The sequence below is a fragment of the Sphingomonas humi genome (assembly GCF_039536725.1).
Taxonomy (GTDB): Bacteria; Pseudomonadota; Alphaproteobacteria; order Sphingomonadales; family Sphingomonadaceae; genus Sphingomicrobium; species Sphingomicrobium humi.
Genome location: NZ_BAAAZD010000002.1, coordinates 611,346 through 630,010, shown reverse-complemented (window position 1 = coordinate 630,010; position 18,665 = coordinate 611,346). Strand labels below are relative to the sequence as shown.

The following is an 18,665-nucleotide window of genomic DNA, read 5'->3' as shown; positions in this document are numbered from 1 at the left end:
GGGAGGGGCTTTTCGCCATGCTGAACGGAACGGAGGCGGTCCGGTTCCGGCAAGTGGGGGCAACGCAGGCCGGGCTTACAGGCGGCCGTGCTGATCCTCGGTTTGGAACAGCCGGTCGACTTCCGCGACCAAGTCCTTGAGGTGGAAAGGCTTGCTCAGCATCTTCGCTTCAGGGGCGGTCCGCCCGCTCTGCAAGGCGACGGCGGCAAAGCCAGTGATGAACATCACCCGGATCGAGGGATCGATCACGCCGGCCTTTTGGGCCAGTTCGATCCCGTCCATTTCGGGCATCACGATGTCGGTCAGGAGAAGATCGAACGACTCGCTTTCCAGAAGCGGCATCGCTTCGGTACCGCAACCGACCGCCTTCACGCTGTAGCCCACGCGCTCAAGCGCCCGCGCGAGATACTCGCGCATCGAACTATCGTCTTCGGCTAGCAGGATCTTGATCATCAGAGTGGTCTCTTATGCCGTGAAGCTTTAAGATTTTCTAGGCGGAACGGAAGACAACGGCGCCACCGTTGAAAGAATCTGTCCCGCTGTGCATCTAGGTCGCACTCCACTGAAGCCATGAAAGCCAGGCCGGACTTGATCCTTTCCCGGAGCAACGCACCCCTTCTTGCTCCGCCACGCCTGGTTCCGGGCACCGGACGCTTGCCGCTCCTGCTGTCGGTCCCGCACGCCGGCCGGACCTACCCCGACTGGCTGGTAAGGCTCAGTCGCCGCGGCGAAAGCAGCCTCTATCCGCTCGAGGATCCGCTGGTGGACCGGCTGGTCTGGCGCGCCCAGGCCCTGGGCCTCTCCTGCGTCATCGCAGAGGCGCCGCGCGCTGCGATCGACTGCAACCGGGCGGAAGATGAGCTGGACCCTACAGTCATCAACCTTCCGCCGGGTTCTGAACATGGTAGCTGGCGCGCCCGCGCCGGCTTGGGCCTCGTGCCCGGACGACTGAACGCGGGGGGCGAATTATGGCGGCGGCGGATCGGGCCCGCGGAGCTTGAAGCGCGAATCGCTTCGGCCTGGCGGCCCTTTCACGCGCTGATCGCCGACCAGCTTGCGCTGCTGCAGCGGCAGCATGGCGAAGTGCTGCTGCTGGACTGCCATTCGATGCCGTGGCGGGCGGGACAGGCCGAGCTGGTGATCGGCGATCGCCACGGCACGACGGCGGCCCCCTTCCTCACCGAGATGTGCCGGAAGGTCGGCGAGGACGCCGGCTTCTCCACGACCCTCAACGACCCCTACGCGGGCGGCCAGGTGATCGCCGCCCATTGCGCGCCCGCACAGGGCGTCTACGCGCTCCAGCTCGAGCTCGACCGCCGGTCCTACCTCGACAGCGCAGGACGAGCGCCCGGTCCCGGCTTCGATCGCGCCAGCCGCCTTATCGAAACAATCGCGTCCGAACTCGGCAAGGCGCTGTTGGAACGCCAGGTGCCGCTCGCCGCCGAATAAAAAAAGCCCCCGGCAAGCTAGGTGCCGAGGGCTCTGAGGTCTGGGGAACGCAATCAGGCCTCGACCAGAGGCCTGCCGCAATTCCGATGTGGTGAGCGGCGCGGCGAGGGCAACGGGGGTCGCCCTCACCTCACCGCGTCAGGCTCACGCCTCGACGGGCTGCGGCGCCGCAGTCGCCGGGCGATCGATCGGTCCCTTGCCCTGCTCGACCTGGCGAGCGAAGATTTCGCGGGTCTGCGACAGGCTGAACAGATGGGCGAAGACCAGCGGCAGGAGGCCGTTCTGGTTCATCTTGCGAAGCTCGTCGCCGCGCAGCTCGCGCAGCTTCTCTTCGTCGACCATCGAGAAACCGCGATAGATGAACGGCTGCTCGGCGCCTTCCGGCTGGATCGCGACTTCGCCTTCCATCAGCAGCCCGGCCTTCTTCAGTTCGGCCATGAAAAGGGTGGTGCGCTGGCCGGCTTCCTCGAACTGCTCGCAGAACTGGAGGATCGACTTGGTCGCCTCACTCGGCTGACCGTCGTCTTCGAAAAGGGCCTGGCCGTCCTCGAACTCGCCGACCGCGCCCGAGGTCGGGTCGACGCACAGCGACAGTTCCTCGCCCTGCGGATTGAGGCGGGCGAGGAGGAAGGGATAGCGGCGGAGATAGGCCGGCAGGTAAACCGACTTCTCGATGCCCTTGCCCTCGGCGTCGATGAAGGTGTTGACGCCTTCGTTCAGACCCATGAGCGCGAGCGGGAGGGGATCCTCGCCGGCCGAGAAGATGATCGGGTAATGGCGCTGCGCCAGCGCGAACTCGTCGACGGTCAGCGGAATGGCATGAACGTTGGCAAGTTGCGGTAGCGCGTCGAGGCCGCGCACCTTCATCTTGCCATGCTGCTGGCTGCTGATCGGCTCGAGCTGGTTGTAGAGGAGCGGAAGGCCGGTGATCGGCGCAGCGGAAGCCATTGAACTCTCCTGATTATTGGATACGGGAAGGCTCGCTGGCCGCCCTTTTCGAAAAGTCTAGTGGGCCGCGCCTCTATGCGGGCTCGCTGCCGCTTGCAAGTGTGGCACATTCCCGTGCACAAATGCCACGGTGAGTTCAGCCTGAGTTCAACGCACGCACACCATTTGGCGGGCCTGTCATCCAAGCGCTGCCCGGCGCATCACAACCAGGTTCCCCTGCCCTGATGCTGTTGTTCTCGTCCCTCTCCTGGCTTGCGTCCCTGGCCGGGTTGGCGACCCTGCAACCGGTCGCCGTCACGCGCCTGGTGGTCCGGGAAGAGGTTATCTTTCGCGTACCGGTGATCCGCCCGCGCGCCATGCGTCCGCTTCGCTGGGAAGAGAAGAAGGGCCCCAAGTGCATCGCCGCCGACCAGATCGTCGCGGCGGCGCTGGGTGAGGAGCGATCGGTCGACTTCCTGCTCAGCGATCGCACCCGCATCCGGGCGCGGATGGAAGATGACTGCCCGACGCTCGATTTCTACGGCAATTTCTACATCCAGCCCGAAGACGAAAAACTGTGCGCCAAGCGCGACGAGATCCGCAGCCGGATCGGTGGTTCGTGCCGGATCGACAAGTTTCGGCGGATGGTTCCAAAGCCGCTTTGAGGCGGATTTCCTTGACTTCCAGGCGGGTCTGACGCAGGGCGCACAGCGCCCGGCACGAACCTGTTCGTGACCGGCCATTTCTCTTATCCGGATAACTTGATGCCTTTTGCCGATCTCGGCCTTTCCGACGAACTGCTGCGCGCCATCGGCGATAGCGGCTACACCGAACCGACCCCCATCCAGGCTGGAGCGATCCCGCCCGTTCTCATGGGTAAGGACCTGATCGGAATTGCCCAGACCGGAACCGGCAAGACTGCTGCGTTCGTCCTGCCGATGATCGACATCCTTGGCGAAGGACGCAGCCGCGCCCGTATGCCGCGCAGCCTGATCCTCGAACCGACCCGCGAACTGGCGGCCCAGGTCGCCGAGAATTTCGAGAAGTACGGTAAGTATCACAAGCTTTCGATGGCGCTGCTGATCGGCGGCGTGCAGATGGGCGACCAGATCAAGGCGCTCGAAAAGGGTGTCGACGTGCTGATCGCCACCCCGGGCCGGCTGATGGACCTGTTTCAGCGCGGCAAGATCCTGCTGACCGGTTGCGACCTGCTGGTCATCGACGAGGCCGACCGGATGCTCGACATGGGGTTCATCCCCGACATCGAGGAAATCTGCACCAAGCTGCCCAAGCAGCGGCAGACCTTGTTGTTCTCGGCGACCATGCCGCCGGTGATCCAGAAGCTCGCCGCCAAGTTCCTGACCGACCCACGCCGGATCGAAGTGTCGCGCCCGGCCTCGTCCAACCTCAACATCGAGGCAAAGCTGGTCGAGACCCGTTCGGACAAGAAGCGCGAAGTCCTGCGCGACCTGCTGCGCGCCGAGGACGTGTCGACCGCGATCATCTTCTGCAACCGCAAGACCACCGTGCGCGAGCTGACCACCAGCCTGAAGCGTTCGGGGTTCGCGGTCGGCCAGATCCATGGCGACATGGAGCAGGCGGCGCGGATCGCCGAACTCGACCGCTTCAAGGGCGGCGAGATCAACATCCTGGTGGCGTCCGACGTCGCCGCCCGCGGGCTCGACATAAAGGGCGTCAGCCACGTCTTCAATTTCGACGTGCCTTGGCAGCCCGACGATTATGTCCACCGGATCGGCCGCACCGGCCGCGCCGGCGCCAAGGGCAAGGCGTTCACGCTGGCCACCCGTGAGGATGGAGAAGCGGTCGCGCAGATCGAGAAACTGACCGGCAACAGGATCACGCGCGTCGGCGCCGACGTCGCGCCGGTTGCTGCCAGCGCGGACGAAGCCCCCGCTTCCGAACAGCCCGCCAAGGCGCGCCGTTCGCGTGACAGCGAGGAAAAGGCACCCCGGCGCCGCACGAAGGCCGAAGCGCCCGCGCCGCAGCAGCGCGAACGGGCGGAGCCCTCGCCACAGCAGCAGCAGCCCTCGCCCCAGGACGAGCCGCAAAAGCAGCGGCAGCCCGAGCCCAGACCGCAAAGGGACGAGCGCAAGCAGCCCGCGCCAGCCCCGCGCACCGAGCAGCGCAGGCCCGAACCGGCGGACGAGGAAGGCTGGAATGGTCCGCTGCCCGGCTTCCTGTCGGTGGGGTTCGGAAGCTAGGCGGTGACGGTCACCGTCTACCATAATCCCGCCTGCGGCACATCGCGCAACGTCCTCGGCATGCTCGAGGAGCGCGGGATCGAGCCGCAGGTCATCGAATATCTGAAGACGCCGCCGAGCCGCGAGACGGTGCAGGCGCTGGCCCGCACCGCCGGCGTTCCGCTTCGCGCCCTGCTGCGCGAGAATGCACCGCCCTATGCCGAGCTGAACCTGGCGGATTCGGGCCTCAGCGACGAGCAACTGCTCGACGCGATCGAGGCGCACCCGATCCTCCTCAACCGGCCGATCGTAATCACGCCCAAGGGCACGGCGCTCTGCCGGCCCAAGGAAAAGCTCCTCGAGCTGCTTTAGGGCCGGGCCGCCGGGGCCTGCGCGCACTCCGCGCTCGGCTGGACGTTCGACCCGCCTTCCGCGCACCGCGCTTCCGCTGACCTCAGTTCCACCTGCACGGCTTCCGCCGGGGCGGGCGCGATCGGCGAGACGAACGACGTCGCGGTGAAGATGCAGCCGGTGATCACGACCGCGAGGCCGAGATTGAGCCAGTTCCACTTGTGTGGCTGCAGGAGGATCCTGAGATCAGCCATTAGGTCATGGTCGGGTCGGCGGTTCCACGGGTGCTGGCCATAATGGTCCTGCGGCGGCTGCCACGCGGGATTGGGAACGAAGCCGTGGTTCTGGCGCGTGCTCTTGCGTCGTTGTTCGGAGGCGCCGCGCCGCCAGTCATAGGCCGCCCGCGCATCGGGATCGCTGAGGCAGGCATAGGCTTCGTTGATCGCGGTCGCCTTGTCGATCGCTTCCGCCGTCTTGTTCACGTCGGGATGGTAACGCCGCATGAGGTTGCGATAAGCGATCCGGATCGCCGCACCATCGGCCGCCGGTTCGACCCCGAGGATCGCATAATAGTCGGCGATTGCCTCCATCCCGCTGAGATACCCGCGCTTTTCGTAGGCATCAACACGGCCCTTCAGTTCCCGTGGATCGCCCCCATGACGCCGATCGCGAATACCGGGGTCATCGAGATCGACGCTGCAAGGCCCATGGCGACGAGGAAGATCACCGCCTTGCCGAAACCCGCGGCCATCCGTTCATACCAGATCCCGCGCCCCATTCGCATGAAGGCGACGATCAGCAAGCCATACATGACGATCGATCCCGCGATTTCGAACCCCTTCACCATCGGCAGCGGGCCCAGAAACAGGATCGGCACCGTCCAAGCGCACAACAGGACAAGCGTGCTGCGCATCGACCGCCGCCAGTCGAGGCCACTCCACCAGCGGATCAGCGGCATTCCGAAGCCCGCATAGAAGAGCGACATCAGCGGCACCGCAACCAGCCCCATCCAGCCGTCGGCATCGTCGATGAACATTTCCCGGCTCTTGCCCGACAAGGCGATCCAGCGGTCGAGCCGGTCGGCGGGCTGCATTTCGATCACGCCCTTCAAACCGCCGAGCAGGAACATGTAGAACATCAGCACGCCGCAAAGCGCGAGATAGAAGCCGAAAGGCCGGGCATAGTGACCGCCGCCCGTCGGACCACGTTCAAGGTAGGTGATCAGCACGGCGCGCGGCCGCAGCAGGAGGTCGCGGAAGGTGCGATACTCGATCTCACCGAACCCGGTCGTTTCCTCGGCCAGGTCGGCGAAGCGAATCCGCGGCTCGTGACGGGTGTTCGTTTCCGCGTTCATTGCTCGCGTTCCGCCGCGGAACGGCGCGTGTTGACCGCGAGCCCGACGAACAGGCCGAAGATCAGGCCGAGCGCGAGGTTGTCGAATACGATCCAGATGAAACCCGCCACCAGCAGGAATGCACCGAGCCCGAACCCTGCCTTCTTTTGCATGCCGCCCCTCCCGTGCCGGGAGAGTGCGTGACAGCGCAGGACCGGGTCAAGCCTGTTCGGTCGTGCCCTTTTGTCGGTAGCGCGAAAGAAAATCGTGCGCGTGGGTCGTCAGCCGGCCCTCGCCAATCGCGTCGCGCAGGCCCTGCATCAGCCGCTGGTAGAACCACAGGTTGTGCTCGGTCATCAGCATCGCGCCGAGGATCTCGCCCGAACGGACGAGATGGTGGAGGTAGGCGCGGCTGTAGCTGGTGCAGGCCGGGCACGGGCAGCCTGCCTCCAGTGGCTCCTGGTCCTCGGCGTGGCGGGCGTTGCGGATGTTGAGCGGGCCATCGGCGGTGAACGCTTGGCCGGTCCGTCCCGAGCGGGTCGGAAGCACGCAATCGAACATATCGATGCCGCGGGTGACCGCTTCGACGATGTCGTCGGGCTTGCCGACCCCCATCAGGTAGCGCGGCTTGTCCGCGGGGAGCTGGCCCGGCGCGAAGTCGAGGCAGCCGAGCATCGCTTCCTGCCCTTCCCCCACCGCGAGGCCGCCCACTGCGTAACCGTCGAAGCCGATGTCGATCAGCGCGTCGGCGCTTTCCCGCCGCAGCGCCTCGTCGAGGACGCCTTGCTGGATGCCGAAGATGGCGTTGGCCTCGGCATGGGCCTCGCCGCGGTCGAATTCGTCGCGGCTCCGGCGCGCCCAGCGGATCGAGCGGTCCATCGCCTCGCGCTGTTTGGCGGGTGTGACGTCGGGGCGGACCAGTTCGTCGAACTGCATCACGATCGACGAACCGAGCAGACGCTGGACCTCGATCGATCGCTCTGGGCTGAGGAGGTGGCGCGACCCGTCGAGGTGGCTCTTGAAGGTCACCCCTTCCTCGGTGACCTTGTTGAGGTCGGACAGGCTCATCACCTGGTAGCCGCCGCTGTCGGTCAGGATCGGCCGCTCCCAGTGCATGAAGCGGTGGAGCCCGCCCAGCCGCGCGACGCGCTCGGCGCCCGGACGGAGCATCAGGTGATAGGTGTTGCCAAGGATGATGTCGGCCCCCGCGGCGCGGACGCCTTCGGGCTTCACCGCCTTGACGGTCGCGGCGGTGCCGACCGGCATGAAGGCGGGGGTGCGGATCTCGCCGCGCTGCATGGCGATGGTGCCGAGCCGGGCGCGGCCGTCGGTCGCCTGGACGGTGAAGGAAAAGCGGGTCACGGCAGCGGCCCCTACAAGCTGGCCGCCGGCGAAGCCACCGTCTACGAACGCGCCCGTGATCGAACCCTGGCTCTACCCCGTCTTGACCGGCGTCGCCTTCGTGACCGGCTTCATCGACGCCATCGCCGGCGGGGGCGGGCTGATCATGATGCCGGCCTTGCTGGTGAGCGGGGTCCCGCCCCTGTTCGCGCTCGGCACCAACAAGCTGCAATCGATGTGCGGCACCTTTGTCGCGATGCGCAACTATGCCGCCAAGGGCCTGATCGAGTGGCGCCCGAACCTGCCGACGGCGCTGGTCGTGTTCGCCGGGGCGGTCAGCGGCGCGCTGCTGGTGCAGCATGTCGAGGCGCGCACCCTGGCGCTGGTGATCCCGCTGCTGCTGCTTGCCAACGCAGTCTATATCCTAGTCAGTCCGCGCATGTCGGACGAGGACGCGCACCAGCGGGTCAGTGCCTCAGGCTATGCCCCGCTTGGCGGCGTCATCGGGCTGTACGACGGCTTCTTCGGGCCGGGGACGGGCAGCTTCTTCACCTCGACGCTGGTCGCGCTGCGTGGCTACGGCCTGACGCGGGCGACGGCGCTGACCAAGTTCTTCAACTGGATTAGCAACGTTGCCGCGGTGCTGCTGTTCGCGATCGGCGGCAAGGTGCTGTGGCTGCTCGGGCTTAACATGGCGGTCGGCGCGATGGCCGGCGGCTGGCTCGGCAGTCATGCAGCGATGCGGCACGGAGCGAAATTGATCCGGCCGCTGCTGGTGACCGCCAGCATTGCCATGACCGGACGCCTGCTGTGGGGTTATCTTTCCGCCTGAACCTGCCACAACCACTCGTTCAGTTAACGCGAACCTACCCCCAGTTAATCGAACCCTCGTTACGCGACGACAACGAGGGGAACGACCCATGAGATATTTCGGAATGGCAGCGGCGTCAGCGGCTGCACTGATGCTTGGCGGATGTGTGCGGGAAGCACGGATCGCCCTGCCGAGCGAGCTTGCAGCGTCGGTCGAGGAGCTTGGCATCGACGGCATGGGCGGATGGCGCCGCGGCACCTTCACGCTGGCCGGAGCGCCGGGCGAATTCACCCGCGGCGCCGACCGGCTGCAGATCCTCGATGACCTGCTGGTCAGCAACACGGGCGCGGGGACGTTTCGCTACGCAAATCTGCAAGGCGCGTGCCGTTACCGCGAGCGCGAGGTCAACGTCGGCGTGATCTCGGCCCGGGCCCGGCCCTTTTCCTACCGCTGCCTCTTCAGCCGCAACGGCGCGCTCGCCGGTGAGCTGGTGATCGAGGAAGAACGCGGCACACTGGGATCGATGCTGAGCAAGCGCGGGCGCGAGGGCTTCATGCTGTTCGACGGGGTCCGCTACGAGGTGAAGTCGATCCACCGCGACCAGGGCGGCGGCCTCGCGAACGCCACGCCGCTCGGTTATCGTTTCGACAGCGCCGGACGCAGCTTCGGGGCGGTCGACCTCAACGGCACCAACAAGACCCTGTTCGCGCCGCGCGCCGGGGCCGCGCGCGAAGCGGTGTTCGCCGGGGGCCTCGCGCTGTCGGTGCTATGGGATCCGGCGGTCATCAACCCCTGACGGTAGCGCCGGGCCACGGTTGAGGCTGTCGCGGATCTCGCGGAGGAGCAGCACCTCCTCGGGCGGCGCGGCGGCCTCTTCTTCCTTCATGAGCCGCGCGGCGGTGCGCACCAGCAGGAAGATGATGAAGGCGAGGATGAGGAAGCCGACCACCACGGTGACGAACTTCCCATAGCCGAGCAGCGGCACGCCCGCCTTCTTCAGCGCCTCATAATCGGTCGGCGATCCCGTATAGCTGGCGGGGACGTCGCCGAGCAGGAGGAAGTGGCTGGAGAAATCGATCCCGCCGGTGACGGTCCCGATCAACGGCATGATGATGTCGTCGGTGAGGCTGCTGACGATGGTGCCGAAGGCCGCGCCGATGATCACGGCGACGGCAAGGCCCAAGACATTGCCCTTGGCAATGAAGGCGCGGAATTCCGAAAGCATCTGCGTCAGCTCCCCCTTGGTGCGGGCGCACTATGACACGCCCGTAGCGCCAGACGCCAGCCTTTTGGCCCGTGGCGCGGGCGGGCGGCGGCGCCTATATAACGGCAATGCTCAACAAAGTGCAGCGTCGGCGGCAGACCATGATCGGGATCGGCCTCGCCGTGAGCATTATCGCTGCGTTCGTCGCGCTTCATGTCTGGGCGGTCTTCTTCCTTCCCCTGAAGGGCACCGGCTGGCTGCTCGCGGTGCCGCTGGTGGCGGTGCTGAGCTGGCTGAGCGTCGGGCTGTTCATCATCGCCCATGACGCGATGCACGGAAGCCTTGCCCCCGGCCGGCGCGGGGTGAACCTGTTCTTCGGGCGGCTGACCCTGCTGCTGTACGCAGGCTTCTGGATGGACCGGCTTAGCCCCAAGCATTTCGACCATCACAAGCATGTCGGAAGCGAGCGCGATCCCGATTTTGCGGCGGATCATCCGACCCGCTTCTGGCCGTGGTACCTGCAGTTCATGGTGCGGTATTTCGGTCTGCGCGAATTCCTGGTGCTGAGCGTGCTGGTCTGGAGCTACGTGCTGGTCCTCGGCGCGCCGCTCGGAAACTTGCTATTGTTCTGGGCGCTGCCCTCGATCCTCTCCTCGCTGCAGCTGTTCTACTTCGGCACCTTCCTGCCGCACCGACACGAGGAGACGCCGTTCGCCGACGAGCACAAGGCGCGAAGCAACGACTTTGGCGCGCTCGCTTCGCTGCTGACCTGTTTCCACTTCGGCTATCACCGCGAGCATCATTTGAGCCCGGGAACCCCCTGGTGGTCGCTTCCCGCCAAGCGGCGCGAACTGAAGCTCTAAGCCAGCCTTGGCCCGCATTGCCTTTCTCTGCCCGCCGTTCGCGGCGCATGTGGCGAGCTTTCGCGCCCTCGGCGACGAGCTTGCGGCGCGCGGGCATGCCCCCTTCTTCCTCCTGAATGCCGGCGCTGAGGAGAGCAGCGGCGCGATTCCCGTCCATCACGTGCCCGGACGGCGCGGCGACCCCGAGGTCGATCGCGTGCTGGCGGCGGCGGAAAAGCCCGGCGGCCTCCTCGCGACCCTGCGCACCATCGCCGACAGCGCCGCGCTGACCGATCAGCTGTGCGAGGGAGGCCCCGACCAGCTTCGCGCCCTTGGCGCCGAGCTCATCGTCGGTGACCAGCTGGAGCCGGCGGGCTTTCTGCTGGCGAGGGCTCTCGACCTGCCCTTCGTGGGCCTTGCCTGCGCCGTCCCGATCGACCCGGCGCCCGGTGTCCCGCTGCCCTTCCTGGACTGGCCGTATGAGCCAGAGGCAGAAGCCAAGCTGCGGCGCACGTCGGCAATCGCGGCCGCGCTCAGCCGGCGGCAGAACCGGATGATCGCCGCCTGGGCCGAGCGGTTCGGCATCGGGCCGCATGCGATCTTGGAGGATTGCCTTGGCGAGGTGCAGCTGGCGCAGATGGTGCCGGCGCTGGACTTCCCGCGGCCCGATCCCCTGCCCTTCGTTCCCGTCGGGCCGCTTCGCCGCGCGGCCGACATCGCCGATGCGCCGCCTCCCTTCGCAGTACCTGTCGGCCATCCGCTCGTCTTCGCGACGATGGGCACCCTGCTAGGCGGAGACCTGAAATTGTGGCGCGCGCTGGCCGTCGCCTGCAAGGACGCCGGGGCCGCGCTGGTGATTGCCCATGGTGGGCGACTGAGCGATGCCGAGGCCGCGTCCCTCGGTGTTCACCACGCTGCCGCCTTCCTCCCCTATCGTGCGGTGATGCGGCGCTCCTCGCTCGTCATCACTCACGGGGGAAGCAACACGGTGCTGGACGCGCTGGCGTGCGGGGTGCCGCTGCTGGTGAGGCCGGTCGGCTTCGATCAGCCGGGCAACCTTGCCCGGATCCGGCACCATGGGCTGGGCGAGAAGCTTGCGAGCCCGCGGCGTCCGCGCAGGATTGCCGAACAGGTCGCGCGGCTGGTCGAGGATGCGGCAATGGCGTCGCGCTGCGCGGTTGTCGCGGAAGCGCTCGCCAGTGCCGGTGGTGCGCGCAAGGCTGCCGATATTGTCGAGCAGTGCCTGCCCTAGCCCGCGGGCAGCAGCAGGCTCGAGTCGCCGTAACTGTAGAAGCGGTATCCGCTCGCGATCGCATGCGCGTAGGCGCGCTGCATCGTGTCGCGGCCCATCAGCGCGCTGACCAGCATGAACAGCGTCGAGCGGGGCAGGTGGAAATTGGTCATCAGTCCGCCGACCGCCTTCCAGCGATAGCCGGGCGTGATAAAGATGTCGGTGTCGCCTTCGAACGGACAGATGAGGCCGTCTTCCCCCGCCGCGGTTTCGATGAGGCGCAGTACGGTGGTGCCGACCGCGATGATCCGCCCGCCCCGCTTTCGCGCGGCATTGAGGCGATCGGCCGTGTCGGCATCGATCCGCCCCCATTCGGCGTGCATTTTGTGATCCGCGGTGTCTTCCGCCTTGACCGGAAGAAAGGTGCCGGCCCCAACATGCAGCGTCAGCGTTTCGCGCTTGATGCCGGCGGCGTCGATCGCGGCGACCAGCCGCGGGGTGAAGTGGAGCGAGGCGGTCGGCGCCGCGACGGCCCCCTCCTTCGCCGCGAACATGGTCTGATAGTCCGCGGCGTCGGCCTCATCGATCGTGCGCTTGGAAGCGATGTAGGGGGGCAGCGGCATGGTCCCCGCGCGGTAAAGCAGCAGCTCGACCGGTTCTTCCCCGCCGAAGCGGAGCAGGAGCGCGCCGTCGCTGCCTTTCTCCTCGCACACGGCCTCGACCCCGCCGCCGAAGGTGATCGTATCGCCGACCCGGACCCGCTTGGCGTTGCGGACGAACGCCCACCAGGCGCGCAGGTCGTGGCGCTTATGAAGCGTTGCCCCAACGCTTGCTTCCCCGCGCCGGCCTTCGAGCTGCGCGGGGATGACCTTGGTGTCGTTGAACACGAGGACGTCGGCGGGAGACAGGAGCGCGGGCAGGTCGCGCACGCCGCGATCTTCAAGCCGCTCGCCATCCACCAGCAGCATCCGCGCAGAGTCGCGCGGGCGCGCCGGGCGCAGCGCGATATTCTCCTCCGGGAGAGCGAAGTCGAAGTCGGAAACCTTCATCGCGGTGTCATTGCGGGGAGCGAGGCAACGAGGCAATCCATGGCGGCAGCGCCGGAGTGCCTTAATTCGCTTTGCTCGTGATGACGATCGGCGGGGTCAGCCGCCCAGGGTCGCGCGGACGATGCGGGTCGGCTCCGCCGGCGGCTCGCCAGGCGCGATCTGATCGACGAAGTTCATGCCCGAGACAACCCGGCCGAACACCGTATATTTGTTGTCGAGCGAGATGCGCGGCACGAACATGATGTAGAACTGGCTGTTGGCGCTGTCCGGACTGTCGGCGCGCGCCGCGGCCACCGTCCCGCGCAAGTGCGGAAGGGCGTTGAATTCAGCCTTCACGTCGGGAAGCGGGCTTCCGCCGGTACCATCGCCCTTGGGGTCGCCGCCCTGCGCCATGAATCCTGGGATCACGCGGTGAAAGGCGAGGCCGTTGTAGAAACCCTGCCGGGTCAGCGTCTTGATCCGCTCCACCGCCTGCGGGGCGGCGTCGGGGCGAAGCTGGACGACCACCGTCCCGCCATTCGAAAGCTCGAGCGTCCAGCGGTTGGAGGCGTCCGCTGTGACCGATTCCGGCGCGTTGATCGGCAGCGCCGCAGCCGGGGCGGCGGCGACCGGGGCCTGGGCGAAGGCAGGTGCCGCCAGCAGCGCCAGCAACGGCAACGCGAACTTCTTGAACATCCTTGTCTTAGCCCCTCTGGCCGTCGCGCCCGCTCCGCCCCGCCATGTCGGCGGCAACGGCGGGCGTCACGAACTTGTTGATGTCGCCGCCATAGCGAGCGATTTCTTTCACCAGCCTTGACGCAATCGGCTGAAGGCAGACGTCGGCCATCAGGAAGACCGTCTCGATTTGGTCGTTCAGCTGCTGGTTCATGCCCGCCATCTGATACTCATATTCGAAGTCGGCGACCGCGCGCAGGCCGCGCAGGATCATCGACGCGCCCTGTGTCTGCGCAAAATCCATCAGCAGGGCGTCGAAGCCGACCACTTCGATATTGGCGATGTCGGCAGTCTCGCGGCGGACCATCTCGATCCGCTCCTCGGTCGAGAACATCGGCGTCTTGGACGGGTTGGTGGTGACCCCGATCACCAGCCGGTCCGCCAGCCGGCTACCGCGCCGGATGATGTCGAGATGGCCAAGCGTGATCGGATCGAAGGTACCGGGATAGACGGCGGTGCGCTGGCTCACCGGTCGCGTTCCACGGCGTAGCGGGCAATGGCGCGGAGCAGGTCGGCTTCCTCGCCATGGCCGTGGAGATGCTCGATGGCCTGATCGACCAGCATGGTCGCCTGCTGGCGCGCTCGGTCGGCGCCGAGCAGCGAGACGAAGGTCGCCTTGCCCATCTCCGCGTCCTTGTGGAGCTTCTTGCCCGCCGCTTCCTCGTCGCCCTCATGATCGAGGAGGTCGTCGGCGATCTGGAAGGCGAGCCCGACGTTGCGGGCATAGCCGCGATAACGCGCGCGGCCTTCCTCGGCGACGCGGCCCATGATCACCGCCGCCTCGACCGAATATTCGATCAGCGCGCCGGTCTTGAGCTGCTGCAGACGTGTGATTGCCTGGAGGTCGAGCGACTGACCCTCGGCCGCGAGGTCCATCGCCTGCCCGCCGCCCATACCGTCGATGCCCGACGCATTCGACAGCGCGAGCACCAGTTCGCAGCGGACGAAGGGATCCTCATGGGTGCGCTCGTCGGCCAGCAGTTCGAACGCCAGCGCGTGGAGGCAGTCCCCGGCAAGCACTGCGGTCGCTTCGTCGAAGGCCTTGTGGACGGTCGGCTTGCCGCGGCGCAGATCGTCATCGTCCATGCACGGCAGGTCGTCGTGGATCAGGCTGTAGACGTGGATCGCCTCGATCGAGGCGCCGGCGCGCAATGCCCGCTCCTCGTCAAGCCCGAACAGCCGCGAAGCGGCGACCGTCAGCAGGGGGCGGAGCCGCTTGCCCCCGCCGATCGCGGCATGACGCATCGCCTGGCACAACCGGTCGCGGCCGTCGCAGCGATCGGCCAGCGCCTGCTCGAAGATGCGGTCGACGCCGGCAGCGATCCGCTTCGCCTCGCCGAGCAGATCGGTCGCTTCCGCTATCGAGGCCATCATTGCGCCTCGAACGGGCGGGTGCCGGCGGGCTGGCCGTCAGGACCTAGCGCGATGGCGTCGATCCGGGCCTGGGCGGACTTGAGCCGCTCCTCGCACAAGCGCTTCAGCCGGTCGCCCTCCTGATAGAGGTCGATCGACTGGTCGAGCGGCGCTTCTCCGCGCTCGAGCAGACGGACGATTTCCTCGAGCCGCTGCAACGCGGCTTCGAAACTGAGATTTTCAGGTGTGCCTTCGGCCATGGCTAGGGATTAGCTTGGCTTAGCTGAGAAGCAAGCAAGAGCGTCCTTCGACTTCGCCCGGGACAACCGACGACGTTATCGATTGTCCTGGGCCCAGTGCCTTGGGCACGAAGTCGAAGGGCCCTGCTCAGGCCTTGCGGAACGGGTCGGCGATGCCCGGGACGATCTCGCCGGGGGCCAGGCCATGCTCGTCGCGCTGGGCGTCGAGGGCCGCCGCTTCGGCCTCACGGGCATGCTGCTCGCGCTCGGCGCGAAGCTGCTCGATCAGGCTGGCGCGGTCGGTGTCAAGGCGGCCGTCATCCACATGCTCGATCCCGGCTGCCTTCTGCGCCTTGGCGACGGCGGCATCGAGTTCGCGCTGCGAGGTGAGGCCAAGGGTCACCGGATCCTTTGGCTGGATGTTGGCGATGTTCCAGTGGCTGCGGTCGCGGATCGCGGCGATGGTGGTGCGGGTGGTGCCGATCAGCTTGCCGATCGCGCCGTCCGACACTTCCGGGTGGTTCTTGATGATCCAGGAAATACCGTCGGGCTTGTCCTGGCGCTTCGACACCGGGGTGTAGCGCGGGCCCTTGGTGCGGGTCACTGCTTCGGGCGCCTTAAACATCTTGAGAGTGTAGTTCGGGTCCGCCTGACCACGCTCGATTTCCTCATGGGTGAGCTCACCCGAGCGGAGCGGATCGCGCCCGGTCAGCTTGGTCGCCGCAGTGTCGTCGGCGATCGCCTGCACTTCGAGGATGTGGAGGCCGCAGAAAGCCGCAATCTGTTCAAAGGTGAGGCTCGAATTATCGACCAGCCACGCGGCGGTCGCATGCGGCATAAGCGGGGTTGCCTGAGGGGCCTGGGCCATGTCGAAAAGTCTCCGGACACAAAAAGGGCCGCCCCGATGAGGAGCGGCCGTTATCGCGGTCTTTTATTCCGGAATGCAGGGTGAAGGCAAGTTACCTTTGCCTGGCTTCGTTCGGATAGAAAGCAGACACCCACCCACTCTCGCAATAGCGCGGATCGGCAGGGTTGCCGTGAGCGGGAAAGCGCCCAGGACAGGGGTAGCGCCGCCCGCTCAGATCCGCTGTCACCTGGCGCGGCCAAGCTCGCAACTTGTAGTCGGGATCGGCGCGCCAGGCGGCGACTTCGCCGCGCCACGACACCCCATTCGCATATTCGGGCAGCGCGATGCGGAAAGAGAGCCCGGCCATCACAAGGTAAACAATGACCAGGCCGCGAGCGATCTTCCGGCCACGTCCGTCAGGCCGGGTCGAAAATACCAGCATCGCAAGGGCCAGGAGAACCAGCGGAATGTAGTTGTACCGCGGCCCATTGTAGGGCGTCAGCGCGAACCGGTGCGGCAGAGACGATTGACCCGCGGCCCCCAGCCCGAAGCTGATGATGGCGACCAGCAGTGCGGATCCAACCAGCCAGACAGCGCCGTCGCGGCGCTTCAGGCTCCACCAAGCCAGGGCCGCGAATGCCGCCACCGCCGCGCCTGCGAACAAAGGAAGGATCCACGGATTGCCGGCCATTTCGGCCTGTTGCCCAAGGTTACCGACGACAACGGCCATCAACGGTCCAAGGACCGCCAGGACCACGATCCTCACGAACAAGGCCGCACCGAGGAGAACCGGCGCCATCGGAACACCACGGGCCGCGCTCGGCGTGTAGAAGATCAGGAGCTGGATGGCGGTGCCGGCAGCCAGGATTCCCACCTGGACGAAGCGGGCGCGGTCGCGCTCAAGCAATGCCCGCAATCCGAACAGCGGGAGGAACAGGATCGCCCCGGGTCCACAAAGAGGCGCGGTGAGCAGGATGGTGCCCGACAGAAGCTTGCCTGCGCGGCTGGTCGGCGCATCGAGGGCGAGGATGATCCCGACGCACAGCGCGAGGTGGAACTGGATATGGACGACGTTGAGGTAGACCTCGTCAACCCCGGGCGCCAACGCCACGAGAAGGCAGGCGACGAAGCGCACGCTGCGTTTCCGAAGCCAGTTCGCCTCCCCCGTCAGCAGCAGCGCGATCGGCAGAAGCTGCGACGCGAGCCCCAGCAGCATGGTGACGTAGGGGGCGTTTTCCAGGCTGATGAGGCCCGCTTTGACCGCGGAGACGAGGACCGCGGTGATCCCGTTGGCGGCAAGGTTCCAGTAGCCGGCGAAAGGTCGGAACAGCGCGCTGGAAGGATCAAAATTCCACGCATAGGCGAAGAAGACCGTCACTTCCTCGTCGAGGAAGCGTCCATATTCCCAGGTGCCCGGCAGACGCAAAGCCATGAGCAAGGCGAAGGCAGCAAGAAGCGCTGCGACCTCAAAAGGCCGAAAGCGCTGCGGATCGGCTTTCGCAACTGCAGGGATTCGCGACATGACACTCATGGCACTTCGGATCAGCTGCCCAGTCTAGCCAGGCCGTTCACCACCGTCGCCGCGCGGGCGCGGGCCAACGCCTTCGCGATCCGCTCGCCGGCGAGCATGCTCGGTCGCTCCACCGTACGGTTCGCGACGTAAGCCAATGCGACGGTGAGCGCTGCGAGAAGCGGCATCGTCAACAAAATGCCCGACGCGTCCTTGCCCATCATCGGCGCAAAACCATGGAAGCCGACCCACAGCACCAGCCCATGCAAGAGGTAGATCGAGAACGACAGTTCTCCGAGCGCCAGCGCCGCCTTGCTTTTTAGCAGTCCGGCGAAGCTGTTTCCGCATGCGACCGTGATGAAGGCGAAGCCAAACAGCGGCATGCTCCAGCCGTAGGCGTTATGGCTCAACAGCGCGGCGGCCACGAGGCCGGTTACCGCGACGGCAGAGCTTGGCAGTCCGCCTAGGCGCGATTCCCAGGCCGGACGGCTGCGGCATTCGAAGGCGAGCATTCCCGCCGCGAACAAGGGAAGCGTGTTCACCCAGGTCGCCTCAGTCATCGTCGCCACCTCCCACCCGAGCAGGCGCCCAGCGATGCTCAGCAGGAGGAGGGTCGCGGGGATAAATAGTGTCGGAAGGTCGCCCGCGCGAAGAAGGCTGCGAAGCAAGGCGCAAAAGGGCAGTAGCAGGAAGTAGAACAGCCATTCCCATTGCAGCGACCAGAGTACCTGCGCATTCAGATATCTCGCTTCGATCACGCCCAGCAGCGGCGGCTGTGCCCAGGAGGAGACCCAAGTCAGGAACGGCACGATGTCCTCGCTGCCGGGCGCGCTTCCAGTAGTCGCCGCCAGCACGGCTACGACCAGAGCGACGCTGATGGTCACCAGCGGGACGATCCGGAAGAACCGCTTCACGAAGAAGCCGAGCCAGTCGGCCTCAACGCCCTTCAGCACCAAGGGGTAGAAAACCGTCCCGCTGACCATGAAGAAAAGCGCCACGGCGCCGGCGCCCAATTGATTGAGTATCTGGGGATGGGGCGTGGCCCAGCGGCCCCCGTTGAGGGCGGCGATGACGTATATGGCCGAATGATGAAGAAGGACCGATACAGCAAGGTAGCCGCGCAGCCCGTCGAGGTGCCCGATGCGACGTGCTGCCGGCTCGACATCCGTTTCGGGCGACAGGTGCCTTGCCAGATAGGACGCTGTAGCAACGCTCAGGAGAGCGCTGAGGCCGAACAGCAAGAGGATATCAGCGGGCAATCAG

23 protein-coding genes are annotated in these 18,665 nt (G+C 66.3%); 8 read left to right on the top strand and 15 right to left on the bottom strand.

The annotated features are described in order from the left end of the window. Nucleotides 1–75: 75 nt before the first annotated feature. Nucleotides 76–453 (bottom strand): cell cycle two-component system response regulator CpdR, encoded by a 378-nt coding sequence (gene cpdR, locus ABD729_RS10965; protein WP_344710284.1) that lies wholly within the window; start codon nucleotides 451–453, stop codon nucleotides 76–78. A gap of 201 nt (nucleotides 454–654) precedes the next feature. Between cpdR and ABD729_RS10960 the strand changes: the two genes are divergently transcribed. Beyond that, nucleotides 655–1,449: an N-formylglutamate amidohydrolase gene (locus tag ABD729_RS10960; RefSeq protein ID WP_344710283.1), complete on the top strand. Its 795-nt coding sequence runs from the start codon at nucleotides 655–657 to the stop codon at nucleotides 1,447–1,449. A 144-nt stretch (nucleotides 1,450–1,593) separates the two neighbouring features. Here ABD729_RS10960 and ABD729_RS10955 read toward each other — a convergent pair whose 3' ends face one another. Continuing rightward, nucleotides 1,594–2,397 (bottom strand): SapC family protein, encoded by an 804-nt coding sequence (locus tag ABD729_RS10955; protein ID WP_344710282.1) that lies wholly within the window; start codon nucleotides 2,395–2,397, stop codon nucleotides 1,594–1,596. 269 nt (nucleotides 2,398–2,666) lie between these two features. On the opposite strand from ABD729_RS10955, the gene ABD729_RS10950 reads away from it, so the two are divergent. The 3 genes from ABD729_RS10950 to arsC all read left to right on the top strand — a co-directional run bounded on the left by ABD729_RS10950 (nucleotide 2,667) and on the right by arsC (nucleotide 4,949). Continuing rightward, the gene (locus tag ABD729_RS10950; RefSeq protein WP_344710281.1) at nucleotides 2,667–3,041 is read left to right on the top strand and encodes a hypothetical protein; all 375 of its coding nucleotides are present in this window, start codon (nucleotides 2,667–2,669) and stop codon (nucleotides 3,039–3,041) included. 99 nt (nucleotides 3,042–3,140) lie between these two features. Next, nucleotides 3,141–4,598, top strand: a complete 1,458-nt coding sequence (locus ABD729_RS10945) for a DEAD/DEAH box helicase (protein WP_344710280.1) — start codon at nucleotides 3,141–3,143, stop codon at nucleotides 4,596–4,598. 3 nt (nucleotides 4,599–4,601) lie between these two features. Next, entirely contained in the window at nucleotides 4,602–4,949 is a 348-nt protein-coding gene (gene arsC, locus ABD729_RS10940) for an arsenate reductase (glutaredoxin) (protein WP_344710279.1), read from the top strand. Here arsC and ABD729_RS10935 read toward each other — a convergent pair. From ABD729_RS10935 to tgt, 4 genes are read right to left on the bottom strand one after another with little or no spacing between them, the layout of a single operon-like run. Further along, complete coding sequence (locus tag ABD729_RS10935) at nucleotides 4,946–5,518, bottom strand: J domain-containing protein (protein WP_344710278.1); 573 nt, start codon at nucleotides 5,516–5,518, stop codon at nucleotides 4,946–4,948. The two genes, arsC and ABD729_RS10935, sit on opposite strands and share 4 nt — an antisense overlap. Before the next feature lie 44 nt (nucleotides 5,519–5,562). Further along, entirely contained in the window at nucleotides 5,563–6,282 is a 720-nt protein-coding gene (locus ABD729_RS10930; protein ID WP_344710277.1) for a hypothetical protein, read from the bottom strand. Further along, the gene (locus tag ABD729_RS10925) at nucleotides 6,279–6,434 is read right to left on the bottom strand and encodes a hypothetical protein (RefSeq protein ID WP_344710276.1); all 156 of its coding nucleotides are present in this window, start codon (nucleotides 6,432–6,434) and stop codon (nucleotides 6,279–6,281) included. The genes ABD729_RS10930 and ABD729_RS10925 overlap by 4 nt, the downstream gene beginning before the upstream one ends. A gap of 46 nt (nucleotides 6,435–6,480) precedes the next feature. Beyond that, nucleotides 6,481–7,623: a tRNA guanosine(34) transglycosylase Tgt gene (gene tgt / locus ABD729_RS10920; RefSeq protein ID WP_344710275.1), complete on the bottom strand. Its 1,143-nt coding sequence runs from the start codon at nucleotides 7,621–7,623 to the stop codon at nucleotides 6,481–6,483. Nucleotides 7,624–7,678: 55 nt separating this feature from the next. Between tgt and ABD729_RS10915 the strand changes: the two genes are divergently transcribed. Both ABD729_RS10915 and ABD729_RS10910 read left to right on the top strand, forming a co-directional pair. After that, complete coding sequence (locus ABD729_RS10915) at nucleotides 7,679–8,434, top strand: TSUP family transporter (RefSeq protein ID WP_344710274.1); 756 nt, start codon at nucleotides 7,679–7,681, stop codon at nucleotides 8,432–8,434. An 88-nt stretch (nucleotides 8,435–8,522) separates the two neighbouring features. Then, on the top strand, nucleotides 8,523–9,209 hold the full coding sequence (locus tag ABD729_RS10910; protein WP_344710273.1) for a VV20781 family protein: 687 nt from the start codon (nucleotides 8,523–8,525) through the stop codon (nucleotides 9,207–9,209). Here the strand turns inward: ABD729_RS10910 and mscL are convergent. Continuing rightward, nucleotides 9,180–9,638: a large conductance mechanosensitive channel protein MscL gene (mscL, locus tag ABD729_RS10905; RefSeq protein ID WP_344710272.1), complete on the bottom strand. Its 459-nt coding sequence runs from the start codon at nucleotides 9,636–9,638 to the stop codon at nucleotides 9,180–9,182. The two genes, ABD729_RS10910 and mscL, sit on opposite strands and share 30 nt — an antisense overlap. Nucleotides 9,639–9,745: 107 nt before the next feature. Between mscL and ABD729_RS10900 the strand changes: the two genes are divergently transcribed. Together ABD729_RS10900 and ABD729_RS10895 are read left to right on the top strand one after the other, a co-directional pair. Then, entirely contained in the window at nucleotides 9,746–10,480 is a 735-nt protein-coding gene (locus ABD729_RS10900; RefSeq protein WP_344710271.1) for a fatty acid desaturase, read from the top strand. 49 nt (nucleotides 10,481–10,529) lie between these two features. Beyond that, entirely contained in the window at nucleotides 10,530–11,711 is a 1,182-nt protein-coding gene (locus tag ABD729_RS10895) for a glycosyltransferase (RefSeq protein ID WP_344710270.1), read from the top strand. Here the strand turns inward: ABD729_RS10895 and queA are convergent. The 8 genes from queA to ABD729_RS10855 all read right to left on the bottom strand — a co-directional run bounded on the left by queA (nucleotide 11,708) and on the right by ABD729_RS10855 (nucleotide 18,661). Next, nucleotides 11,708–12,739 (bottom strand): tRNA preQ1(34) S-adenosylmethionine ribosyltransferase-isomerase QueA, encoded by a 1,032-nt coding sequence (gene queA / locus ABD729_RS10890; RefSeq protein ID WP_344710269.1) that lies wholly within the window; start codon nucleotides 12,737–12,739, stop codon nucleotides 11,708–11,710. The genes ABD729_RS10895 and queA overlap by 4 nt on opposite strands. Before the next feature lie 96 nt (nucleotides 12,740–12,835). Continuing rightward, nucleotides 12,836–13,414: a peptidylprolyl isomerase gene (locus ABD729_RS10885; protein WP_344710268.1), complete on the bottom strand. Its 579-nt coding sequence runs from the start codon at nucleotides 13,412–13,414 to the stop codon at nucleotides 12,836–12,838. 7 nt (nucleotides 13,415–13,421) lie between these two features. Continuing rightward, complete coding sequence (gene coaD / locus ABD729_RS10880) at nucleotides 13,422–13,922, bottom strand: pantetheine-phosphate adenylyltransferase (RefSeq protein WP_344710267.1); 501 nt, start codon at nucleotides 13,920–13,922, stop codon at nucleotides 13,422–13,424. Next, the gene (locus ABD729_RS10875; RefSeq protein ID WP_425564889.1) at nucleotides 13,919–14,827 is read right to left on the bottom strand and encodes a polyprenyl synthetase family protein; all 909 of its coding nucleotides are present in this window, start codon (nucleotides 14,825–14,827) and stop codon (nucleotides 13,919–13,921) included. The genes coaD and ABD729_RS10875 overlap by 4 nt, the downstream gene beginning before the upstream one ends. After that, a complete protein-coding gene (locus ABD729_RS10870) occupies nucleotides 14,824–15,066 on the bottom strand; it encodes an exodeoxyribonuclease VII small subunit (protein ID WP_344710266.1) in 243 nt (80 codons plus the stop codon). The genes ABD729_RS10875 and ABD729_RS10870 overlap by 4 nt, the downstream gene beginning before the upstream one ends. A gap of 127 nt (nucleotides 15,067–15,193) precedes the next feature. Continuing rightward, a complete protein-coding gene (locus tag ABD729_RS10865) occupies nucleotides 15,194–15,883 on the bottom strand; it encodes a cell cycle transcriptional regulator TrcR (protein ID WP_344710265.1) in 690 nt (229 codons plus the stop codon). Between the two features lie 121 nt (nucleotides 15,884–16,004). After that, nucleotides 16,005–17,324, bottom strand: a complete 1,320-nt coding sequence (locus ABD729_RS10860) for a hypothetical protein (protein WP_344710264.1) — start codon at nucleotides 17,322–17,324, stop codon at nucleotides 16,005–16,007. A 110-nt stretch (nucleotides 17,325–17,434) separates the two neighbouring features. After that, nucleotides 17,435–18,661 carry an acyltransferase family protein gene (locus ABD729_RS10855; RefSeq protein WP_344710263.1) on the bottom strand — a complete coding sequence of 409 codons (1,227 nt, stop codon included), beginning with the start codon at nucleotides 18,659–18,661 and terminating at the stop codon, nucleotides 17,435–17,437. Between the last annotated feature and the right edge of the window lie 4 nt (nucleotides 18,662–18,665).

Coding starts and splice junctions, on each gene's coding strand:
- ABD729_RS10870 (WP_344710266.1), bottom strand. CDS start 15,066: ATGGCCGAAGGCACACCTGAAAATCTCAGTTTCGAAGCCGCGTTGCAG.
- ABD729_RS10925 (WP_344710276.1), bottom strand. CDS start 6,434: ATGCAAAAGAAGGCAGGGTTCGGGCTCGGTGCATTCCTGCTGGTGGCG.
- ABD729_RS10910 (WP_344710273.1), top strand. CDS start 8,523: ATGAGATATTTCGGAATGGCAGCGGCGTCAGCGGCTGCACTGATGCTT.
- cpdR (WP_344710284.1), bottom strand. CDS start 453: ATGATCAAGATCCTGCTAGCCGAAGACGATAGTTCGATGCGCGAGTAT.
- ABD729_RS10935 (WP_344710278.1), bottom strand. CDS start 5,518: ATGGAGGCAATCGCCGACTATTATGCGATCCTCGGGGTCGAACCGGCG.
- ABD729_RS10865 (WP_344710265.1), bottom strand. CDS start 15,883: ATGCCGCATGCGACCGCCGCGTGGCTGGTCGATAATTCGAGCCTCACC.
- ABD729_RS10930 (WP_344710277.1), bottom strand. CDS start 6,282: ATGAACGCGGAAACGAACACCCGTCACGAGCCGCGGATTCGCTTCGCC.
- ABD729_RS10945 (WP_344710280.1), top strand. CDS start 3,141: ATGCCTTTTGCCGATCTCGGCCTTTCCGACGAACTGCTGCGCGCCATC.
- ABD729_RS10900 (WP_344710271.1), top strand. CDS start 9,746: ATGCTCAACAAAGTGCAGCGTCGGCGGCAGACCATGATCGGGATCGGC.
- ABD729_RS10875 (WP_425564889.1), bottom strand. CDS start 14,827: ATGATGGCCTCGATAGCGGAAGCGACCGATCTGCTCGGCGAGGCGAAG.
- ABD729_RS10860 (WP_344710264.1), bottom strand. CDS start 17,324: ATGGCTTTGCGTCTGCCGGGCACCTGGGAATATGGACGCTTCCTCGAC.
- mscL (WP_344710272.1), bottom strand. CDS start 9,638: ATGCTTTCGGAATTCCGCGCCTTCATTGCCAAGGGCAATGTCTTGGGC.
- ABD729_RS10885 (WP_344710268.1), bottom strand. CDS start 13,414: ATGTTCAAGAAGTTCGCGTTGCCGTTGCTGGCGCTGCTGGCGGCACCT.
- ABD729_RS10955 (WP_344710282.1), bottom strand. CDS start 2,397: ATGGCTTCCGCTGCGCCGATCACCGGCCTTCCGCTCCTCTACAACCAG.
- queA (WP_344710269.1), bottom strand. CDS start 12,739: ATGAAGGTTTCCGACTTCGACTTCGCTCTCCCGGAGGAGAATATCGCG.